General features: G+C 68.6%; 12 protein-coding genes. 5 read left to right on the top strand and 7 right to left on the bottom strand.

The annotated features are described in order from the left end of the window. Nucleotides 1–44: 44 nt before the first annotated feature. Together AAY78_RS14090 and AAY78_RS14085 are read right to left on the bottom strand one after the other, a co-directional pair. Nucleotides 45–902, bottom strand: a complete 858-nt coding sequence (locus AAY78_RS14090; protein ID WP_052748794.1) for a carbohydrate ABC transporter permease — start codon at nucleotides 900–902, stop codon at nucleotides 45–47. Further along, complete coding sequence (locus tag AAY78_RS14085) at nucleotides 902–1,840, bottom strand: carbohydrate ABC transporter permease (RefSeq protein WP_045262209.1); 939 nt, start codon at nucleotides 1,838–1,840, stop codon at nucleotides 902–904. Before AAY78_RS14085 ends, AAY78_RS14090 begins: the two co-directional genes overlap by 1 nt. Before the next feature lie 227 nt (nucleotides 1,841–2,067). On the opposite strand from AAY78_RS14085, the gene AAY78_RS14080 reads away from it, so the two are divergent. Together AAY78_RS14080 and AAY78_RS14075 are read left to right on the top strand one after the other, a co-directional pair. Further along, entirely contained in the window at nucleotides 2,068–2,871 is an 804-nt protein-coding gene (locus AAY78_RS14080) for an IclR family transcriptional regulator (RefSeq protein WP_046748916.1), read from the top strand. A gap of 80 nt (nucleotides 2,872–2,951) precedes the next feature. Beyond that, on the top strand, nucleotides 2,952–4,112 hold the full coding sequence (locus tag AAY78_RS14075) for a mandelate racemase/muconate lactonizing enzyme family protein (RefSeq protein ID WP_046748915.1): 1,161 nt from the start codon (nucleotides 2,952–2,954) through the stop codon (nucleotides 4,110–4,112). 81 nt (nucleotides 4,113–4,193) lie between these two features. Here AAY78_RS14075 and AAY78_RS14070 read toward each other — a convergent pair whose 3' ends face one another. Beyond that, a complete protein-coding gene (locus AAY78_RS14070) occupies nucleotides 4,194–8,204 on the bottom strand; it encodes a golvesin C-terminal-like domain-containing protein (RefSeq protein WP_156172659.1) in 4,011 nt (1,336 codons plus the stop codon). 124 nt (nucleotides 8,205–8,328) lie between these two features. Here AAY78_RS14070 and AAY78_RS14065 point away from each other — a divergent pair, with 124 nt between their 5' ends. The 3 genes from AAY78_RS14065 to AAY78_RS14055 all read left to right on the top strand — a co-directional run bounded on the left by AAY78_RS14065 (nucleotide 8,329) and on the right by AAY78_RS14055 (nucleotide 11,643). Then, complete coding sequence (locus tag AAY78_RS14065) at nucleotides 8,329–9,306, top strand: acetylxylan esterase (RefSeq protein WP_197077706.1); 978 nt, start codon at nucleotides 8,329–8,331, stop codon at nucleotides 9,304–9,306. 79 nt (nucleotides 9,307–9,385) lie between these two features. Then, a complete protein-coding gene (locus tag AAY78_RS14060; RefSeq protein ID WP_028503472.1) occupies nucleotides 9,386–10,114 on the top strand; it encodes a response regulator transcription factor in 729 nt (242 codons plus the stop codon). A 26-nt stretch (nucleotides 10,115–10,140) separates the two neighbouring features. Then, entirely contained in the window at nucleotides 10,141–11,643 is a 1,503-nt protein-coding gene (locus AAY78_RS14055; protein WP_046748912.1) for a sensor histidine kinase, read from the top strand. A gap of 149 nt (nucleotides 11,644–11,792) precedes the next feature. On the opposite strand, the gene AAY78_RS14050 is transcribed toward AAY78_RS14055, so the two are convergent. The 4 genes from AAY78_RS14050 to AAY78_RS14035 all read right to left on the bottom strand — a co-directional run bounded on the left by AAY78_RS14050 (nucleotide 11,793) and on the right by AAY78_RS14035 (nucleotide 15,854). Then, nucleotides 11,793–13,367 (bottom strand): flavodoxin reductase, encoded by a 1,575-nt coding sequence (locus AAY78_RS14050; RefSeq protein ID WP_046748911.1) that lies wholly within the window; start codon nucleotides 13,365–13,367, stop codon nucleotides 11,793–11,795. Continuing rightward, nucleotides 13,364–14,242, bottom strand: a complete 879-nt coding sequence (locus tag AAY78_RS14045) for an FAD:protein FMN transferase (protein WP_046748910.1) — start codon at nucleotides 14,240–14,242, stop codon at nucleotides 13,364–13,366. Before AAY78_RS14045 ends, AAY78_RS14050 begins: the two co-directional genes overlap by 4 nt. A gap of 15 nt (nucleotides 14,243–14,257) precedes the next feature. After that, nucleotides 14,258–14,731, bottom strand: coding sequence for an FMN-binding protein (locus AAY78_RS14040; protein WP_046748909.1), 474 nt, complete (start codon nucleotides 14,729–14,731; stop codon nucleotides 14,258–14,260). A gap of 88 nt (nucleotides 14,732–14,819) precedes the next feature. Beyond that, entirely contained in the window at nucleotides 14,820–15,854 is a 1,035-nt protein-coding gene (locus AAY78_RS14035) for a ribose-phosphate diphosphokinase (RefSeq protein ID WP_046748908.1), read from the bottom strand. Between the last annotated feature and the right edge of the window lie 5 nt (nucleotides 15,855–15,859).

Genomic DNA, 15,859 nt, shown 5'->3' with positions numbered 1-15,859 from the left:
GGGATGAGGGGTGACGAGCGGTGCTGCGGTGCTGCGGTGCGGCGCTATCCCTTGACCGCCCCGGCGGCGAGGCCGGAGACGAAGTAGCGCTGCAGGAGGATGAAGATGAGGACGAGTGGGAGGGAGGTGATCAGGGACGCCGCCATGAGCGCGGGCCAGTCCGCCGTGCCCTCGCGGATGAACGCCTGGGCGAGACCCGCCGGCAGCGTCTGCTTGTCGGGTCCTGCGAGCGTGAGGGCGAAGAGGAGATCGCTCCAGCCCCGCATGAAGGCGAACATCCCGGCGGTGATGAGTCCGGGGACCACGAGCGGGAACACGATGCGGAACATCGTCCCCGTGCGCGAGAGTCCGTCGACCTTGGCCGCCTCGATGATGTCGTCCGGCAGTGCGTCGATGATGCCCTTCAGCAGGAACACCGCGAGCGGCAGCGTGAACGTCGTGAACGAGATGATCAGTGCCGTATAGGTGTACAGCAGCCCTGCCGAGCTCAGCATCAGGTAGAGCGAGATGAGCAGCAGCGCACCGGGGATCAACTGGCCGATGAGGAACATGAACATGACGGCGTTGCGACCGCGGTAGCGGAACTTCGACAGGGAGTACGCCATCAGTCCGCCGACCAGGACGGCGAGCAGAGCGGTTCCGGTGGAGACGATGATGCTGTTGAGGAGGTTCTTCAGCAGCAGGTCGTTCTGGAAGAAGCCGATGAAGTTCTCGAAGGTCGGATCCACAGGGAAGAACGGACGGTCGAGGGAGAAGACGTCCTCCTTCTTCGTGAAAGCGGTGGCCGTGAGCCAGTACACCGGGAGCAGGCCGAACAGCGCCAGCAGCAGGAGCAGGACACGTCCCGGGATGGACAGGTGGGGGCGGATGATCGACTCCCCCACATCGCGACTACGGCGCATCACTTCTCCAGCCGTCGGTTGAGGAACAGGTATCCGGTGGTGATGATGGCCAGCAGGACCAGCCAGAGCGTGCCCATGGCTGAGGCCTTGCCCAGCTCGTAGCTGCCGAAGGCGAGATCGTAGAGGCTGACCGCGAGCGTCGTGGTCGAGTTGCCCGGCCCTCCACCGGTCATGACGAAGATCGTGTCGAAGTTGCCGAAGTTGTAGATGAACTCCAGGACGGCGACGAGGGTCACGGGGCCTGCGATGTGCGGCAGGGAGATGTGGCGGAACCGCTGCGCGCGAGTCGCACCGTCGATGGTGGCGGCCTCGATCTGCTCGCTCGGAAGGGTCTGCAGCACCGCGAGGGCCACGACCATGATCCAGGGGAACGAGTGCCACGTCTTGGCGATGACCACGGCCGCCATGGCGCCGGTCGGGGTGCCCAGCATGCTGACCTCGGGAAGGCCGAACACCGAGAGCACGTGGTTGACGACGCCGTAGCTGTCGTTGAAGATCCACGCCCAGAGGAAGGAGACGACCACACCGGGGAGCAGCCAGGGAAGCATGAGGGCCCCGCGCAGGATGTTCCGTCCGCGCATGCGGGCGTTCAGCAGCAGCGCCAGGGCAACGCCGAGCACGAGCGGGAAGATCGTGGAGAGCGACGCGAAGACGAGGGTCGTGCCGAGCCGCGCGAAGAACTCGTCCCAGACGGCCGCGTAGTTGTCGAGACCGACGAACGTGCGCTCCGGACGCAGGAGGGATTGATCGAACAGGCTCGTGAAGATGCTCGACACGAGAGGGAAGATCGCGATCACGAGGAACAGGAGGACCGCGGGAAGTGCGATCATGAAACCGAAGGTGCGATCCTTCGCGCCGAGCGTGGAGCGTCGCCCGGAGCGTGGCTCGACGGCCTTCTGCTCGCTCTCTGCGGGCCGCTCGAGTATGGCTTGTTGCATTGCAGTCACTTTCCAGTAGAGACGACCCCCGCGGGGCCCTGCGCGTCGTCGTCACAGTCGTCGACGTCGACGTGCGGCCAGTTAACCACAATGCGGATGCGAAATCCACAAAATGCATACGACACCCACATTTGTGTTGCTCGAAGCCATTTCTCTGAATAGGATGACTGGCAGCGGTGACCACCGCGACGTCGCCCACGCGGCGGCAGTACTGAGGAGGAGTGACCATGGCATCGGAATCGGTGGGCGGCACCCAGACCGTCGAACGGGCGATGTCGTTGCTCGCCTGCTTCACCGAGGAATCGGGCGAACTGCGGGTCTCGGAGCTCTGCACCCTCACCGGGCTCGGCCAGTCCACGGTCTCGCGGATGATGTCGGCGCTGGACCGCATGAAGTTCGTGGTCCAGGACCCGCGCACCGGCCTGTACCGCCTGGGTCCGGCCGCCGTCTCGCTCGGCACGATCGCCCTCAACGGCTCCCCCATCTTCCGCGCAGCGCGGCAGATCGCGCAGAACCTCGCCCGCCGGATCGAGATCGGTGTGAACGTCGCCGAGCTCAGCGGCTTCACCTTCATGTACCTGTGCAACTTCGAGGGGGCGCTCGCACCGAAGTCGTTCGACATGGCGGGCCGCACGGGTCCCCTGCACGCCACGGGCATCGGCAAGGCACTGCTCTCCGGCATGACCGACGCGCAGGTGGACGAGTACTTCGCGCAGGCACCGCAGCGCTTCACCCCGCACACGATCGTCGACCGCGAGGCCATGCAGCTCGCGCTCGATGAGACGCGCAGCCGCGGCTACTCGACCGAGATCGAGGAACTCGCCTTCGGACGCGCCTGCATCGCCGCCCCGATCCGCAACCGTGCGGGCGAGATCGTGGCCGGCATCTCGGCGAGCGGCCCGCTGTCCGTGTTGGATCTGCACGCCCCGCATCAGGAGCTCGCGCTGCAGCTGATCGAAGCAGCCGACGAGATCTCCGTCGCCCTCGGATACAGCCCTTCCCGCACCGCATCCGCGTTCGCCGCGCTCTGACGCCCGGCCGCGACGCTCCCTACCCCTGACCGCGGCACCAGCCGCCGGCCGCTCGCCCATCGATGTCTTTGGAGACCCCTGTGAGAATCACGCGCGTCCAGACCTTTCCCCTCTACCTCTCGAAGGAGGAGGCGAACAACTCCTACGCGGGCGACACCGCCGTCGACCACCGCGGCTATGTGATCCGCCCACCGTGGCGGAGCCTGTACTCCCCCGGTTACGAGACCCTGCTGGTGAAGATCGAGACCGACGAGGGGCTGATCGGGTGGGGCGAAGCGCTCGCTCCGGTCGCCCCGGTCGTGGTCGCGGCGATCGTGGACAACCTGCTGGCCCCGCTCATCCTCGGCGAGGACCCGCGTTCGGTGCGCACGCTCTGGCACCGGATGACCGAGTCGATGCGCGAGCGCGGGCACCTCACCGGCCATCAGGCCGACGCCATGGCAGCCGTCGACATCGCCCTGTGGGACCTCTGGGGTCACGCGACCGGGCTCTCGGTCTCGGAGCTCGCCGGCGGACGCTTCCACGAGGTGCTGCCCACGTACGTCTCGGGCATCCGCGGCGTAGACGACGTCGAGCGCGCGGAGAAGACGGCCGAGCTCGTCGAAGGGGGCGTGCGGCGCATCAAGCTGCACCTCGGCGTCGACATCCGCACCGACCTCGCCACCTACGATGCGGTCCGCGGCGTTCACCCCGACCTCGACGTCGCGCTCGACGCGCACTGGACCTACCGCCTCGGCGAGGCCCGTGCTCTCGGCCGGGAGCTCGACGACCGCAGGGCCTGGTTCTTCGAGGCGCCACTCGCTCCGGAAGACGTGGAGGGCCACCGAGACCTCGCTTCCGCGCTCGCGACACCGATCGCGGTCGGCGAGGCGATGCGCAGCCGCTTCGAGTTCACCGACTGGCTCACCCGCCGCGCGGTCGGCCTCACGCAGCCCGACATCGGCCGTACCGGCATCACCGAGGGCCTCGCGATCTCGGCGGTCGCCGACGCCTTCCACGTGCAGGTCGCCCCTCACCACTCGGCGGCCTTCGGCATCGCGATGGCCGCCGGCGTTCACGTCGCGGCGAGCGCCGCCTCGCTCCTCGCGTTCGAGTACCAGCCGTTTACGCTCCCGGTCGCCAACCGTCTGCTCACGACGCCCCTCGAGGTACGCGCCGACGGCGGCTTCGTCGTCCCGACCGGCCCGGGCCTCGGCGTCGCGGTCGACGAGGACGCGATCAAGGAGTATGTGCGCCACTGAGTCGTCAACTCTCCTCAGAATCGCGCAAATGGTCGCATCCGCCTGGCGGATGCGACCATTTGCGCGATTCGAACCGGGGAGTCAGTCGCCGATACGGACGAACTGCGCGGCGCTGACCCGGTGGATGCTGGTGTTGCGCACCTCGAGTCGCACCGTGCCCGTCGCACCGGCCGCGTAGCGGAACGAGCCCAGCGAGCGCCAGGCGGCTGCGCCCTGGGTCTGGTCCACGATCACCTCGGAGCTGCCGTTCTGATGCTCCACGACGTAGGCCGCCGACGTCGTGGTCGTGGGGTTCGTCGGGTACCAGACCGAGACACGGTAGAGCCCTGCCTGCGGGAGGTCGACGTTCCACGTCACAGTGCTACCCACCGAGTCGGAATCGCTGTACCGCGTGCGGGTGCCGTTCCAGCCGGAGAGTCCGCTGGGGTACCAGTTCCCCGCCTCGAGGTACCCCGGCCACGGCGACTGCGTGTGGGCGATCACGCCCTCGTCGGCGACGCGCACGAGCACTCCCCTCCTGAGGCTCTGATCGAGGCGTGCCTCGAAGCGCGTCGACGATCCGGGTGCGACACCGGAGCCGGCCGTCACCGTCCAGGTATGGGTCAGATCCGATCGCGGTGGCACGGTGATCGTCGTGCTCTGCTGTCCGACGCTCCACCCCGTGAGGCCGTAGAGGGCGAGCGTGCCTTGCAGGGGCGTCACCCCGGTGTTGATGACGAGTGCGGTCAGCTTCGCGACGGCGCCCGGCCCGTTCACGATCTCGACATCGGAGGTGAGCGACACCAGTCGGCGCCGGTCGATCACCTCGATCGCGGCCGGTCTGAGCGTGACGGGATCCTCGCCCGTGACCGTGAGCTTCGCCTTCACCTCGACCTCACCGAGCGGTGCGGCGGTGGCGATCACCGCGGCCGATTCCATGCGGGCTGAGCCCTGCGCCGGGACGGAGACGGCCGGGACCGCGCCGTCGAGCTGCCACCCTGACGGGAGTGTGATCGCGACCGTGCCGGTGATCGGGTCGTCCGTCGCGTTGCGCACTTCGATCGTCAGCGGCACACGGTCGCCGGCGGTGCCCGTCGCCTGCGCGATGACATCTCCCGCGAGACCCGGGTTCGCACCGCTGATCCGTGCGGGCAGCTTCAGCGTGACCTCGGGCGTGGTCACTCCGCCGGAGGTGATCGTGTACCGGAAGGTGTCGGTCAGGTCGTCGACCGGGATCGTCCATTCGAACGGGTACGCCTTCTGGGGCGCCTGCTGCACCGCGTTCCCGCCGATCCGGTAGGACAGCGTCGCCTGCTGTTCCGTGTCGATCTGCACGTACGCGTCGTACCCCTGACCGTCGGGGCGCACCAGGAGCATCCCTCGCGCGACGCCGTACTCGGTCGCCGGGTCGGAGTCGACCTCGTGGAAGCTGTCCGGCCCGTGATCGACGATGTCGTCGAACGGCAGTTCGGGACGCTGCACGTCGACGTCGCGCACCACGAGGGCCACCAGCCCGCGCGCGGGGACCGTCACGGTGACCCGTCCGCTGCTCGCCGCTCCGGTCGATCGAGTGCCGTTCGCCGTCACCAGCTCCACGGGCGTCGAGGAGTTCCGGGGCACCCCGGTGAGGTCGCTGGAGAGGTCGACGACCGCCTGCTGCGCGGTCCCGGCGGAGTTGGTCAGGCTGATGTACAGGGCGCCGTTGCCGACACCGCCGATCCAGTTGACCAGAGGGTTGTCGACCGCGATGAGCCCCGCGGGAAGGTACGGCCAGACCCCGTGTTCACCGAAGAACGTCCCCGGGGCATGGCCGTAGGCGAAGAACTTGAAGTACGCGAAATCGGCCTCGAACACGTGCGGGAACTCGATGGCCCCCGCGCTCCGATAGAAGCTCTCGCTGATCAGGTAGTCCATGGCGAGTCCGAGCTGGGCCGGCGCGTGGTGGAAGTAGTACCCCGTGATGCCCACCGGGCCGCTTGTCGCGAAGTCGGGTTTCATGTGCGCGACCTGGAACTGCCGCCCGTAGTAACCGGGGTATGTGGTGAAGCGACCGATCACCATGTTGTGCGCGATGTCGGCGAGCAGCTCGTCTCCGGTGTGGTGTGCCAGGCGCAGCAGTGCTCCGGCCCAGCACGGGTTGAACACGTAGCCGCCACCCGGGTTCGTCAGCGTGCTGACACCGAGCTTGAACGACGACAATGCCTCGAACGTCAGCCCCGACGGGGACACGTACCAGGCCGGCACCGTCTCGGTCGGCACGTCGGTGGTGGGATACGACGGGAGGGACGAGCGCGACTCCCAGTCGTACTGCTGCGTGATCACGGAACCGACCGGCACCGTGACCGTCGTGTCCGGCACCGGGCGCACGGCCGTCTGCGTGATGAACCGCTGTACCTCGCGGTACGCGCCGTCGAGGAACTCGGACTCCCCCGTGGCCTCGAACATCTCCAGCAGGTCGACCCAGTACTTCGAGAAGCTGTAGGCGAAGCCACCGGGCGGCTGGCCGTTGCTGCGATAGGGCGTCAGGATCTGCTCCTGCGAGTACCGCCGCGCGATCAGGGTGGCTTCCGTGAGATAGGCCGGATCCCCCGTCACCCGGTAGGTCGCCAGCGCGTTCGAGAACGGGGCTCTGCTCTGCCCGACCACACCCGCTTTGGTCGCCTGCACCGCGAGCCGCTGGATGCCGGCGTTGCGCCCGTGGGTGAGCTGATACAGCGACGCGAGGTTCACGGCGTCGGTGGGGATGCGACCGATCCGGTACTGCGTCTTGTCGTTGTAGACCGGGCTGCCGATCATCGGCGTATGCCCGATGCCCTTGCGGGAGAGCTGATACTCGACGAGCGGCCTGGCACGGCGGTCGTAGAGGGTGCTGTCCGCGGTCCCCGTCAGGTAGTGCGCGGAGAGCACGACACCGCTCGCCGCCGCGCGGACGGCATCCTCGTTCTCGACGTCGACGAACCCCTTGGCACGGTTCCACCACCCCGAGTACGACGGCACGTAGTCGATGGAGTCGTCGCCGCTGGGCTCGACGGCGATCAGCTCCGCCATGGCGTGCACGGCGTCGGTGAGCGACCGGTCGTAGACGTTGTGCCGGTACGCCGTGAGGCCGTACTCGTTGCGGCACAGCTGCGTGTAGGTGCCGTACAGCGTGTCGGCGAGCGCGGCGAGGCCGAAGGCGAACCCACGCTGCTGACCGACCGTCATCGCCGTCCGCAGCCCCGGCTGGGGTGCGTACATGGACGGCACGATGTCGAGGCTGTCGTTGCGCAGACTCATGCCGTACGGCTGTCGGTCCGACATCAGCTGCCGCTCGTGCACGAACTCGGCGACCTCCGACGGCAGATAGACACCCGAGGTGACGGCGACGTCGCCGATCGCGTACTGCGTCAGCGCCATCGGTGCGAAGAGCTCCCACGCCCCCAGCGGCGCCGAGCCGTCGAGCACCGAGAGGGCGTGCTGATAGGACCCGCAGAGCACCTCGTCGAGGTCGTCGATCGACCGGGTGTCCTGGCTCTGGTAACCGACGATGTAGTCGCCTGCGGTCTTGGCCGTGAGCACGTAGTGCGCCTCGGGCTGCGCTCCCTCCAGCCGCCAGCGGACCACCAGGTCGACGTCGTCTGTGCTGGTGGTCAGTTCGATCGCCTGCGGCCCGAGCACCTGGAACGAGGTGAAGCCCAGCCAGCTCGGCGCGAGCGGGCCGTACAGCTCCGGAGCGCTCCCGGCCGGCAGCGTGCCCTCCAGCACGAGCCACTGCTCGTCGAAGCGGTGGGCGGGGTCGGTGATCTGCAGCCATCCGCCGTTGTGCTTGACCTCGAGGTCGCGCACGATCGTCGCGCCACCGTCCCACGTCGCCTGCAGGAAGGTCATGCGATGGTTCTGTCCCACCAGCTGAGCGACCTGTGAGAAGGCGAGGTTCGGTTTGTCCAGTCGCCGCAGAGCATCGGCATACACCCCGCCGGCGGTGGTGAGTTCGGTGGCCGCCGCGGGGGCCATGCCGCCCGGCGAGCCGAGCACCGGGGGGAGCACGCCGGCGATCACGAGCATTCGCAGCACGGAGCGTCGGCTCCACATCAGGGGATTGTGTTCGGCACCGTCGCCAGGAGTTGCATCCATGATGCACATAATGCAATTCCTATGCGATGATGTCAATGCGTGCGCCGCACCGATCACCCGAGCCCACATGCCCCGTCGACACCGGTAGCGTCGACGAGGCAGCCCACCCGAAAGGATGCACGCGGTGACGCACTCCCCGCCCGAGACCCCGCCTGAGGAGATGACGGAGTACTCGCTGAGCACGCTCCTGACCTCACTCGATCCCCCCGTGGAACCGTCGGATTTCGACGATTTCTGGAGGGCCTCCTTCGAGGAGTTCGGCACGGGCAGCGTGGCCTGGGAGGTCGTCCAGGAGCACCCCGAGACCCCGACGCATCGCGTCGCCGAGATCCGCTTCCGTTCCTCCGCCGGCGAGGCGGCCGTCGCGTTCGTGATGCTTCCGCACGCTGCCGGCGTGACCCGCCGAGGCCTCGTCGTCGGCCACGGTTACGGCGGTCGAACCGGCCCCGACATCGAACGCGTCGCCTCCGATACCGCCGCGATCTTCCCGGTCGCCCCCGGAACCCATATCGGCACGAGCAGCCGGTTCCCCGCATCGCCCGACGAGCACGTGCTGGCAGGGATCGAACACCGCGACACCTACTCGCACCGCTTCAGCGCCGCCGACATCTGGCGAGCGGCGACCGTGCTCCTCGAGATGGCCCCATCCGCAGCGGGAGCGCTCGACTTCAGCGGCGGCAGCTTCGGCGGCGGCATCGGCGCGCTCGCCCTGCCGTGGGACGGGCGGTTCCGTCGCGCCGCGCTCGATGTCCCGAGCTTCGGCAACCACGACGTGCGCCTGTCACGGAGATGCACCGGGAGTGGTGAGGCCGTGCGCCTGCACCTCCGCGAGCACCCGGAGGTCCGGCCGGTGCTCGACTACTTCGACGCGGCGATCGCAGCCCGGCGGCTGCGGCTGCCCGTGCACGTGAGCGCGGCCGTGCTCGACCCCGCCGTCGATCCACGCGGGCAGTTCGCGGTCTACCACGCCGTGTCCGGCCCGAAGCGCCTCGGCGTGCGGGCGGCGGGCCACCTTCCCGGAACGGTCGGCGAGCTGTCGGACCGACTCGCGCTTCAGGACGGCATCGACTTCCTCGCACTGCCCGACGACCGTCTGATCTGAACACCCCGACGGATCGCTTCTCAGAAGATGCATAGCGTTCTCCATAGAAATCGCATAGGAGATTCCGCAGAATAGGGACATGACCAGCGACCTGCCCGAACTGCGCCGTCCCGACGGCTCCCCCTTGCGCATCCTCGCCGTCGACGACGAGCAGATGCTTACCGACCTGCTCGCGATGGCGCTGCGAATGGAAGGATGGGAGGTGCGCACCGCCTCCTCCGGGATGGAGGCTCTCCAGGTCGCGCGCGAGTTCGAGCCCGACGCACTCGTGCTGGACATCATGATGCCCGATCTCGACGGGATGTCGGTGCTCAAGCGACTCCGTGAAGCCGGCAACCTGGTCCCGGTCCTGTTCCTCACCGCGAAGGATGCTGTGGGCGATCGCGTCGCCGGCCTCACAGCGGGCGGCGACGACTACGTCACCAAACCGTTCAGCCTGGAAGAGGTGATCGCGCGCCTGCGGGCGATCATCCGCCGCACCGGCCACGCCACCGCTGACGACGGCCAGTCGATCCTGCGCGTCGCCGACCTCACCCTCAACGAGGACAGCCACGAGGTCGTGCGCGACGGCACCGAGATCGAGCTCACCGCGACCGAGTTCGAGCTGTTGCGCTACCTGATGCGCAACGAGCGCCGGGTGCTCTCGAAGGCGCAGATCCTCGACCGGGTGTGGAGCTACGACTTCGGCGGCAAGTCATCGGTCGTCGAGCTGTACATCTCGTACCTGCGCAAGAAGATCGACGCCGGACGCACGCCACTGCTGCACACCGTCCGCGGCGTCGGCTACATGATCAAGGCCCCTCAGTGAGCTCGGCGACGACGATGAGACGGCCGATGAGCCTGCAGACACGGCTGATGACCGCCGTGATCGGGTTCGTCTCGCTGATCCTCATCATCGTCGCCATCATCACCAGCGCGACGCTGGGCAAGACCATGGAGGATCAGCTCGACCAGAAGCTCTCCAACAATGCGCACCAGCTCGTCCGGGTGACCGAAGCGTTCCCCCCGTCGTCCGCCACCGCGCAGAACGTGCTCGCGAACAGCTCCGCACCGCCGGTCGGCGTGCTCTTCGTCGTCTCGAGCCCCGTAACGGGCTTCAGCGGCGTCGTCGCGAAGACCACCGACGGCGATCCGCTCGCCGGGTCGCTGCAGACTCTCAGCGGCGCCCAGCTGGCGGAGATCGCCGGCGCGCTGAAGGACTCCTCGGTCGCCTCCGTCTCCATCAGCGACGTGGGCTCCTACCGGCTGATGGCGCTGCCGACGAGCAACGGGGTCATCGTGGTGACCGGCCTCCCCCGCGACGAGATCCAGAACCAGCTCACGCAGCTCCTCACGGTGATCGCGCTCGCCACGATCGGCGGCCTGATCCTGCTGGCCCTCACCACGGCGATCACGATCCGCGTGAGCCTGCGCCCGCTGCGCGCCGTCGCGACCACCGCGACCAGGGTCGCCAACCAGCAGCTCGATCGCGGCGAGGTGACCATCACGGAGCGCGTCCCCGCCTCCGAGGCCGATCCGCGCACCGAGACCGGGCTGGTCGGGGCGTCGTTGAACAAGCTCCTCGATCACGTGAACACCTCGCTCGCGTCCCGGCAGAAGAACGAGGAGCGGATGCGGCGGTTCGTCGCCGATGCCAGCCACGAGCTGCGCACACCGCTCGCCTCGATCCGCGGCTACTCCGAGCTCTCGCTGCGAGCTCTCCGCCAGACGAAGGAACCGTCCGAGCGACCGGAGGTCATCGAGAGCACCACCTCTTCGCTCGAGCGCATCCAGGCGCAGTCGCTGCGGATGACCAGGCTCGTCGAGGACCTGCTGCTGCTCGCCCGCCTCGACGAAGGCCGGGAGCTCGTCTACGGCACGGTCGACCTCACCCAGCTGGCGCTGGAGGGGCTGTCTGATGCGCGCCCCACGGCCGTGGACCACCACTGGAAGATCGACGTGCCCGACGAGCCCGTCACGATCCCGGGAGATGCGGGACGCATGCACCAGGTCGTGGCCAACCTGCTCGCGAACGCCCGCACGCACACGCCGGCCGGCACGACGGTGACACTGAGCGTCGCGCAGGAGGGCGATGCGGCGGTGCTGCGCGTGCACGACGACGGTCCGGGGATCGATCCGGCCATCCGAGACGAGCTGTTCGCCCGCTTCGCCCGCGGAGACAGCTCCCGTGCGCGCCAGACCGGCGGGACAGGGCTCGGCCTCGCGATCGTGAAGGCCATCGTCGAGGGCCACCACGGCTCCATCACGGTGGACAGCGAGCCAGGGAACACCACCTTCAGCGTCCGCATCCCGACGAATCCGGCGGCCTCCCCCGACACCGCCGCTACGGACACCTGACCCGCAGCACAGCGCCCGCCACGAGCACAGCGCCCACCACCATACTGAGCCCGCCACGATACTGAGCCCGCCACGATACTGAGCCCGCCACGACACTGAGCCCGCCACGATGCTGAGCCGCGCGCGAGAGGATTCCTGCGCCGGCGGGATCAGTAGCCGGCGAAGGCGTCCGTGGTGAGGCTGCGGGCCTTCTGCAGTGCGGGCGCGAGATCGGCGATCAGGCGGGGTGGGCCCGAGATGAACGCGTGGCGCGCGGGCAGGTCGGGAACGGCACGCTCGAGGGTATCGGCGTCCAGACGCGCCCCCTGAGCCCAGGACCAGTGCGAGGGCAGGGCGGCCGGCTCGTCGCGCGTGAACACGACGGTGCGCACGCCTGTCTCGGCCAGCTCCTCGCGGAACGCGAGCTCGGAAGCGTCTGCGGCGACGTAGATCAGCACCACGTCGCGCTGTCGGCCGGTCGCCTGCAGCTGCCGCAGCTGGGACACGAACGGCGTGACGCCGATGCCCGCCGCGACCATGAGCACGGGCTGTTCGCCCCGCGGCAGGATGAAGTCGCCCCAGGTCCCGGTCACGGCGAAGGTCGCCCCCGGCTCGGCGGCCGCGAGAGCCCGCTTGTAGCTGGAGGGGTGCTTCTGGTCGCCGTTCTTGTAGGCGATGCGCAGCGTTGGCAGGTCGGCCGGCGCCGACACGATGCTGAACTCCCGGCGGGTGCCGCGCGCGTCGGGGCGGTGGTGCGGCACGTCGAGCTCGAGATACTGACCAGGGAGGAAACGCACACGGCCCTTGGCGCGGAAGGTCAGCTCCTGCGCGGTCGGGGTGACGAACTCACGTCGTTCGAGCACGAGCCGCACCGACCCGCGCAGTGCGAAGGCGAACGCGACCAGGTTGCCGATGAGCAGCGCGCGCTCCTGTCCGAGGGTGAACAGGCCGGCCACGGAGAGGGGCCACCCCGCGAGCAGACCGACGACGACGGCCACCACGAGCTGCTGCCGACGCCGCGGCGGAAGAGTGAGCGGCTCCGAGAGCATGAAGGCCCCGAGGAAGAGGAACGGCGACTGCAGCACGGCGAACTGCAGGGCTGTCGCGACGTCGAAGGCGACATCGAACTCCACGGCCTGGACTGCCTGCCGCACCAGGGAGGTGGCGACCGCGACGATCAGGAACACCAGCACGACGCGGATCTTCTCGGTGCGCCACAGCACCAGGAGACCGAGCACCGCGACCGGGATCGTGAGCACGGGCGTGCCCACCCACCACGCCGACGAGGTGCCCAACCACTCGAAGGCCCCGAACGCCCCGAGGATCGAGACGACGGCGGCGCCGAACGCGGCCGGGTTGAAGATGTGCCGGCCCCGCCAGGCGATCAGATACTTCGACACGCTCGCGACGGCACCGGCGATCGCGAGGCCGACGAGTGCACTCGGCTCGACGCCGGGGCGGAGCACGAACAACAGGATGAGGGCGGTCACGACCGAGGATTCGATGCGCCAGGGCAGCCGCAGGATGCGCTGCGCGACAGCGTCGACGACCGAGATGACGAGCGCGAGCACGAGGAAGGACGCCACGAGCTCGAGCGGGGTCGGCGAGACGATGACGCCGAACAGCGAGAGCACGAAGGCGATGACGGCGAGGGCGATCAGCGCGAACAGGACCAGACGGTACATCGACAGCGAGCCCAGCACGGCCAGGACCCGCTGACGCGCAGCGGTGAATGAGGTGATCACGATTCCACTCTTCCCTGGTTCTGGACGGTGAGGAACAGTTCGGCCGGAAATCCGGGGGAACGCTGCACCCGTCCGTCGGTGCTCATCCGCACCCACTCGGTTCCCCAGGCCGCAGCGATCTCAGGGCCGCCGTCGAAGAAGAGGGCGGTCGCCACAGCGTCGGCCCTCATAGCGTGGGGCGCCACGGCCCAGGTCGCCGCCCAGGTGCGCACCGGGGTGCCGGTGCGCGCATCCAGGACGTGGTGGAGCCCGCTCCCCCACGCCCGACGGTTGATGGCCGAGGCGCACAGGGCCTGGTCCTTCACCTCGATGACGCCGATCGCCTTCGTCGCGTCATAAGGGTGCTCGAGGGCGATGCGCACACCGGCCCCGCGCACCCGGATGTCGCCACCGGCATCGATCACGAGATCGCCGGGCACACGCTCCAGCACCGTGGACACGAGATCGACGAGGCGACCCTTCCCGAGGGCGCCGACGTCGAGCGGAGCCGGAGCCGAAGCCCTGACCTCGCCACCATCCCACGAGAGATGCCGATCCCACTCTTCCGGCGCCGGGAGCGGCTGCCCGGCGATCAGCGTGTAGGCCGCGTCATAGCCGAGCGCATCCAGGCTCGCGGCGACGAGGGGGTTCACCGCACCGGCGGTCGCCGCGGAGAGCTCGCGATACGCGTCGAGCATGGGGGCGGCGTCGGCGGAGGCGAGAACGCCACCGAGTCTCCCGAGGCGCACGACCTCGGAGTCTGCACGGAACCGGGACCATTCGCGGTCGAAGCGCTCGATCTCCGCCGTCACCGCCGCCTTCGCGGCAGCCGGGAGCGGGTCGGTCGTCTCGATCTCCCAGTGCGTTCCGATGGCCTCGAAGCTCCAGGTGGCCATGCGGCTTTCAGGCGCCTACGCGGCAGCCTGCTCCTTGATCGACTCGACGGCGTCGTTGAATCCGCCGCTGGTGAGCGAAGAGCCCGCGACACGGGTGACGTTCAGCTCGTCGATCGGCTTGCCGTCGACCTCGGCGGCGATGCCGTCGATGAACTCGCCCTGGTAGCGCTTGCTCTCGGGCGCCTGCGGATCACCCGTGACCTCGACATCGGTGACGACGCCGTCGGCGAGCGTCAGCGTGACGGAGATCTTCTCCACCGTCTCGGGGGTCTGGTACGAGCCCTCGGCCGTGTAGGTGCCGTCGGTGTAGGTCGCCGTGGCGTCACCTCCCGAAGACGATGCGGAGGCGCCCGTATCGGGAGTGCTGTCGGCTCCGGAAGAGCCCTCGGCATCGGCAGCGCCGGAGCATCCGGCGAGGACGAAGAGACCTGCGATCCCGAGGAGTGCGGATCCCTTGCGGACAGAGGTCGGTACGGTCGTGCGGATCATGGTGGTCCTCCCGGCTCGGTGTCGGTCGACGTGGTCGTCGACCCCCTCACGCTAGGCATCGCGCCTATGAACGGGCTGACGTAACGTGTTACGCGTCTCCGCCGAACATGCTGGTGACGGAGCCGTCCTCGAACACCTCATGGATCGCGCGGGCCAGGAGCGGGGCGATCGGGAGGATGGTGAGCTTGTCCCACTGGCGCGACTCGGTGAGCGGGATCGTGTCGGTGATGACGACCTCGTCGATGGACGAGTCCTGCAGACGATCCGACGCCGGGTCGCTGAAGATCGCGTGCGTCGCGGCGACGATCACGCGGTGCGCCCCGTTCGCCTTGAGAGCCTGCGCAGCCTTGACGATCGTGCCACCGGTGTCGATCATGTCGTCGACGAGGAGGCAGGTGCGTCCCTCGACGGCACCGACGATCTCGTGCACGGAGACCTGGTTGGCGACCTTCGGGTCGCGACGCTTGTGGATGATCGCGAGCGGAGCGCCGAGGCTGTCCGACCACGTGTCGGCCACGCGCACGCGGCCCATGTCGGGCGATACCACCGTGAGGATCTCGCGGTCCTCCGGCGAGAGGGTGCGCTCGAAGTAGTCGAGCAGCACGGGCTTGGCGAACAGGTGGTCGACGGGACCGTCGAAGAAGCCCTGGATCTGGGCCGCGTGCAGGTCGACGCTCATGACGCGGTCGGCACCGGCGGTCTTCAGCAGGTCGGCCACGAGACGGGCGCTGATCGGCTCGCGACCGCGACCCTTCTTGTCCTGACGCGAATACGGATAGTACGGCGCGACGACGGTGATGCGCTTCGCCGACGCGCGCTTGGCCGCGTCGATCATGATGAGAGTCTCCATGAGCCACTCGTTGACCGGCTCGCCGAACGTCTGGATCAGGAAGAGATCCACTCCACGGATGGAGACCTCGAAGCGCGCGTAGATCTCACCCGACGCGAACGTGCGGTGCTCGACCGGGGCGATCTCGGTGCCCAGCGCCTCGGCGACCGCCGCCGTGAGGGCAGGGTGCGAACGACCGCCGGCGACGACGAGCCGCTTCTTGGTCTTCGCGATGATCCCGGGGGCCACGCCGTTGTCGCGATCCAGATCGACCGTCTTCTTCTTGCGCGCCATGTCCG

The sequence above is a fragment of the Microbacterium sp. Ag1 genome, from assembly GCF_001005635.1.
GTDB classification, from domain to species: Bacteria; Actinomycetota; Actinomycetes; order Actinomycetales; family Microbacteriaceae; genus Microbacterium; species Microbacterium oxydans.
Note: the sequence above shows the minus strand (reverse complement) of the source record. Positions and strands in the feature narration are given on the sequence as shown.